The organism is Legionella sp. km535 (genome assembly GCF_003990085.1).
Taxonomy (GTDB): Bacteria; Pseudomonadota; Gammaproteobacteria; order Legionellales; family Legionellaceae; genus Legionella; species Legionella moravica.
The window spans coordinates 1-5,295 of the sequence record NZ_RZGU01000046.1; the positions used below are offsets into that span (position 1 = coordinate 1).

Sequence of the window (5,295 nt, forward strand, 5' to 3'; positions counted from 1 at the left end):
GATCTTGATCTGCAAGCTTCTTTAATTCTAAAGAGCGTTCTTTGAGTTTTTGGGGTTGCATTGAACAAGGCAGATAAGCACTGTTAGTATTTTGATTCATTGAGATCAGGGTAATCGCAGAGAACAAGAGGCATATTTTTTTGTTCATTATTTATTCCATAAATATTGAAGTGAGCATTATATGATGAATAAACGATTCTGCAAATTATTATCAGTGGCGGTTCGTAAAAAGATGTGTTTTTGGGACACTGCGCTTCTCTATTGATTGTTTGCTTCAAACCCATCAAAATGGCATTCCAAAACTACTCCCAAAACCATTTGTCTCAAAATCACTATTCACTTAGGATTTTGGTACTATTATGCTCAAGGAATGAACTATGAAATTTGGATATGCTCGTGTATCTACAAATGATCAAAGCTTAGACATTCAAATCGAAAAGCTAAATGCGGCTGGCTGCGATGAAATCTTTAGTGAAAAAGTTAGTGGCGCTAAAAATGATCGCAAGGAACTAACTCGCTTGCTAGAAAAACTTCGTAAAGGTGACACTGTCTGTGTAGTTAGACTTGATAGACTTGGTAGAAGAATGATTAAGCTTGCAGAAATGATTTTGAGTTTCAAGGAACGGGGAATCAATTTCGAGTCGTTGGATAATAAAATTGATACTTCTACCCCAATGGGAATGCTAATGTTTAATATCTGCGCTGCTTTTTCAGAGATGGAACGGGAGCTTATTCGTGAACGAGTTCAAGCAGGTGTTGATGCAGCAAGGGCTAAGGGCCGATTGGGAGGCAGGCCAAAATCATTAAATAAAGAAAAAGCAGAAAAGCTTCGACGACTTAGAACAAGTGGTGAGTTTTCAGTATCTCAAATTTGTGAAATGGTTGGAGTTAGTCGCTCGGTCTACTACCGAGAAAGTAATAAAATGGTGGAAAACCAATGAATTCGATTGACCTTAGTAAAACTTCTGATTTTTCAGATTACATCGTATATGTTGATGAAAGTGGCGATCATGGATTGAATAAAATTGATGGGAGCTATCCGGTGTTCGTTCTTGTCTTTACAATCTTCAATATAAAGGCCTACATTGAAGACGTTGTCCCCAAAATACAACAATTTAAATTTAAATATTTTGGTCATGATCAATCAATTTTACATGAAACTGATATAAGAAAGGATAGAGGTGACTTTAACTTCTTAAAAACTAAAGATTTAAAAAATAATTTTCTGGATGAGCTTACAAACCTTATTGAGTCAATGCCTTTTACAGTAGTTGCAAGTGTGATCAATAAGGAAAACTATACCTGGGAAGACAACCCTTATCATATAGCATTAGGATTTGGTTTAGAAAGAATTTATGCTTTTCTAAAAGAAAATAAACAATCAAACAAACAAACCCATGTGATAGTTGAAAAAAGAGGCAAAGTCGAAGACAAAGAATTGGAGCTTGAGTTTAGACGAGTTTGTGATGGGATCAATTGGTATAAACATCCCCTTCCTTTAGATATAGTGTTCACTGATAAAAAAAGTAATTCCTCAGGCCTCCAAATAGCCGACTTAATTGCACGACCTATTGGGCTAAAAATAATAAGAGAAACTCAACCAAATAAAGCTTATGAAGTAATTAAAACTAAATTCCGCTCTAATAAGAATGGTGAAATCAAAGGATATGGATTAAAAATTTTTCCGTAGCGTAAAAAGCAAAAAGCCCCGATGAATCCACCGAGGCTTTTTGCCGACCGAGAATCCCCAGTCCTTTGTATTATTTTGGTTCATAAGTACTATAATGTCAATACGTGTACCAAATTTCCCTAACAAGTTTTATTATTAAGAGATAACCATGGAAATATCATTATATGAAATAATAAGCTTGTTTCTAGCCTTCCTAGCGATAATCATCAGTGGTGTTGCAATTATAATCAGTAGTAGCGCCAATAAAAAAAGCTACCTTGCACAAAAAGAAGCAAATGATTTACAAAAATGTATCTCAGACCTAGCTCAAAAACAAATTGTTGAAATGGAAGAAAGTCAAAAAAGATCCAACTGTACCCTAACATTAAATTTACATTTTATTGATGTTTATGAAAAATTTTTTTATATATTCTGCAAGCATCCAATAATAAAAACAAAATCCGGTTAGCTCAGTAATAAATCCGATCTATATCAATCAATCTTTCTGAAGTAATTAAATCTATAATGATAATAGGAATGTATTAATTGGTGAATAAAATGAAAAGGGACGATGCAAAAAAAGGAAATATTTATAATTTGGAATAATTGGAATAAGCCAGAAGAGAAATATGGAAAGACCTTTGGTATGGTGTTTTATCATTGGCTAGAAAATAACAAAACTCATTTAATGTCATTTCGTTGCGCAGGAGATAAGTATCAAGTAATAAATACCTGGGTTAAGTGTTGGCAAAGAGAGCACTAAATCGTTTTATAGAGGCTTTTGTCTATTATAGTGTGGAAATCGATTTAATAGACGGAGAAAGCAATCAAATTTTGCTGTCTACTAACTTATAAATTAGTAGACAGGTGTAACTAACTCACAAGAACTCGAAATGGAGTTTTTTTGAATTCCTGAGATGGCCTATAAATCTATGTCACTCATCAATTAGTTCCTGCAATCCCATTAACTCACCCTTTAAATCTATTAATTCATCCTGTATATTTCTTAACTCTGTCTCAAGGGTTGAAATTTTTTTTACATGCTGTTCAACCTTACCAAGTAAAAATAAAATCAGGAAAAAAGAGAAATAAACTAAACAATTTAAATAATTCACTTAGTCCCGTAATTAATATTTACTATATATTTAATTTAACATAAATAAGGTTGTAGTCCACCTCATTGATAAAAGAGACGTTCCAAAATCTATGAATATGGAATATGATTAAAAGATCTGATTTTATAAGCTCAAAATACCAAAATTAAGCACTAATCGATTCAAAATTTTTCCTTTATTGAAAGATGTTTGTTGTTGATCGTTTTAAGAGTACTTTTGGTACCTTTTTGTAAGTTGTGTTAGGTTAGTAGTAGGTTAATATTATTTTAATCGGATTATTAATGCCCATATATATAAACAGTATGAATTCGTTAACAGAAATTCATGAGCACAAATTTGAGCTCGAGAGCGAAATTCAAATTTTGTTTGAGCAGAATTTAACAAAGATTATGCAGCTTATCCTAGTGCGTAGAGAGTTCTGTATTAAGAATAGACGCATTGATACATTAGCATATGATGAACAGGCTAGGGCTTTTATTATTATTGAATATAAGAGAGACAAAACCATAAGCGTAATCGATCAAGGTTTTACATACTTGAGTTTGATGCTTGAAAACAAAGCTGATTTTATTGTTGAATATAATGAGCAGTTAAAAAGCAATTTAAAGCGAGATGAAATTGATTGGAGTCAAACTCGTGTAGTGTTCGTTGCACCATCTTTTACTGATAACCAAATTCAAGCTACCAACTTTAAAGACCTAGCTATTGAGCTGTGGGAAGTTAAACGATACGACAATAACATTGTATCAATAAATCAAATTAAAAAATCACAAAGTGCCGAAAGCATTAAACCACTTACCCAACGGAATAAAAAGCTAAAACGTGTGACTGATGAAATTATTGTTTATAATGAGGATATTCATATTGCAAAAGCGAGTGAGGAGATTGCTGACTTATATGAAGAATTTAGAGATGCAATATTAAATTTAAGTGATGAAATAGAACTTAAGCCCACAAAAAAATACATGGCCTTTAAAATTGATAAAAATATTGTTGATATAGAGGTTCAGAAAAAATCACTGAAACTATTTATTAATACTGCATGGGGCTCTATTGATGACAGTAAAGGACTCGCACGTGATGTTTCTAATGTAGGGCATTACGGTAATGGAGACTATCAAATACAAGTTGATAACGATTACGATTTGGAATATATAATGAGTTTGATTAAACAAGTTGTATACAAAACTGAGGGTCGTTAGTCTAATTATATAAGAATCGATAGAGATGTATCTATTGTTCAGATAATCCTGGAAATGAATAGACTTTTTAAATTCACATCAAAATTTACGCATTTGGTAAGATCAAAGAATCAAAAGAACACCCTGAGAATGAAATAATTTATTCAAAATTTTGCCTTAGACAGTAATAAATTTAAGCTTATATACGCTTGTTAGATTACTTTCTAAGATGATTCCTTGTTCAACTCAAAACAGAGAAGGGAGTAAACAAACCACTGTATTCTTAACTACAAGTTTAACCTTTGTATCCGCATGCAGACATTATTCCCCAAATTTTTTAACTATATTAAAATAACCTTTGAAGTTATTTATTCCATATACTATAATAACCTTAAAGGTTAATTTATTGGTGCATATGATTGCAAAGAATACAGCTACTTATGATCTTAATAGTATAAAACTTGCTTTTGATCATTCTAGTAAATTGGTAATGACTACTAGTGCTAAACAAGGTCAAGTAATGCTTAATTTTACCGATGAGGATGTTGTTTCGGCTATTCAAGGTCTAGCACCAAGCGATTTTTATAAATCAATGCCGCCAGTACATGCAAATTTTACAGCTTGGCAGGATGTTTATAAAACGCAATTTAAGGGAATCAACTTATATATTAAGTTCCAAATTAATGCGAACAGAGAGCTTATCCTTTCATTTAAGGAGAAATAAAATGACTAAACAACTATGTCCAATTTGTGGTGAGTTGCAGCAAGAACATAAAATAAAGCCTATGACTTATATGTACAAAGATATAAAATTTGTTATTGATCAGCCAGCATTGTGGTGTGATGCATGTGGTGAAGGAATTATTGATAGCAAGGATAACAAAGCAGTTATACATTTAATTCAAGCAGAGAAATCACGAATTGATGGATTACTTACGCCTCTTGAAATTAGGCATATAAGAGCTAAAGTTTTAAACCTAACGCAAAAAGAGGCGGGATTTTTATTTGGTGGTGGTGTTAATGCATTTAATCGTTATGAACAAGGCAAATCACCCGTTCCAAAACCACTCAGTCAGTTACTAACTGTTTTAAAGAATCATCCAAATCAACTTTCTGAAATACAAAATAATTATAATTCGAAGCAAATTCATAATTAGGTGGAAAGGGTATCCCTTTGCCGTGACGTGGTTTAATAGATTTGAGCACCCTAGTTAAGAGATAATGCACTTAACTGGAGAAAGTAATGACGATAAGAAAGAAATACCCCAAAGAATTTAAACTGGATGCAATTAGTCTCGTTTTAGAACAAGGTTATGGGGTAACAGAAGCA

7 protein-coding genes are annotated in these 5,295 nt (G+C 32.5%); 6 read left to right on the forward strand and 1 reads right to left on the reverse strand.

Translation table 11 applies throughout. The annotated features are described in order from the left end of the window. Positions 1–377 precede the first annotated feature (377 nt). From ELY21_RS15350 to ELY21_RS15360, 3 genes are all read left to right on the forward strand, one after another. Positions 378–941, forward strand: coding sequence for a recombinase family protein (locus ELY21_RS15350; RefSeq protein ID WP_127110918.1), 564 nt, complete (start codon positions 378–380; stop codon positions 939–941). Further along, on the forward strand, positions 938–1,690 hold the full coding sequence (locus ELY21_RS15355; protein ID WP_127110919.1) for a DUF3800 domain-containing protein: 753 nt from the start codon (positions 938–940) through the stop codon (positions 1,688–1,690). Before ELY21_RS15350 ends, ELY21_RS15355 begins: the two co-directional genes overlap by 4 nt. Positions 1,691–1,838: 148 nt before the next feature. After that, positions 1,839–2,138: a hypothetical protein gene (locus ELY21_RS15360; RefSeq protein WP_127110920.1), complete on the forward strand. Its 300-nt coding sequence runs from the start codon at positions 1,839–1,841 to the stop codon at positions 2,136–2,138. Between the two features lie 466 nt (positions 2,139–2,604). On the opposite strand, the gene ELY21_RS15365 is transcribed toward ELY21_RS15360, so the two are convergent. Continuing rightward, positions 2,605–2,784 (reverse strand): hypothetical protein, encoded by a 180-nt coding sequence (locus ELY21_RS15365; protein WP_127110921.1) that lies wholly within the window; start codon positions 2,782–2,784, stop codon positions 2,605–2,607. A 281-nt stretch (positions 2,785–3,065) separates the two neighbouring features. Between ELY21_RS15365 and ELY21_RS15370 the strand changes: the two genes are divergently transcribed. From ELY21_RS15370 to ELY21_RS15380, 3 genes are all read left to right on the forward strand, one after another. Beyond that, positions 3,066–3,986 (forward strand): DUF5655 domain-containing protein, encoded by a 921-nt coding sequence (locus tag ELY21_RS15370; RefSeq protein ID WP_127110922.1) that lies wholly within the window; start codon positions 3,066–3,068, stop codon positions 3,984–3,986. A 394-nt stretch (positions 3,987–4,380) separates the two neighbouring features. After that, positions 4,381–4,689, forward strand: coding sequence for a type II toxin-antitoxin system MqsR family toxin (locus ELY21_RS15375; protein ID WP_127110923.1), 309 nt, complete (start codon positions 4,381–4,383; stop codon positions 4,687–4,689). A 1-nt stretch (position 4,690) separates the two neighbouring features. Then, a complete protein-coding gene (locus ELY21_RS15380) occupies positions 4,691–5,122 on the forward strand; it encodes a type II toxin-antitoxin system MqsA family antitoxin (RefSeq protein ID WP_158618579.1) in 432 nt (143 codons plus the stop codon). Positions 5,123–5,295 lie beyond the last annotated feature (173 nt).

Excerpts from the sequence above, each read along its gene's own strand:
- ELY21_RS15360 (WP_127110920.1), top strand. The coding sequence starts at position 1,839 with ATGGAAATATCATTATATGAAATAATAAGCTTGTTTCTAGCCTTCCTA.
- ELY21_RS15380 (WP_158618579.1), top strand. The coding sequence starts at position 4,691 with ATGACTAAACAACTATGTCCAATTTGTGGTGAGTTGCAGCAAGAACAT.
- ELY21_RS15375 (WP_127110923.1), top strand. The coding sequence starts at position 4,381 with ATGATTGCAAAGAATACAGCTACTTATGATCTTAATAGTATAAAACTT.
- ELY21_RS15355 (WP_127110919.1), top strand. The coding sequence starts at position 938 with ATGAATTCGATTGACCTTAGTAAAACTTCTGATTTTTCAGATTACATC.
- ELY21_RS15350 (WP_127110918.1), top strand. The coding sequence starts at position 378 with ATGAAATTTGGATATGCTCGTGTATCTACAAATGATCAAAGCTTAGAC.
- ELY21_RS15370 (WP_127110922.1), top strand. The coding sequence starts at position 3,066 with ATGCCCATATATATAAACAGTATGAATTCGTTAACAGAAATTCATGAG.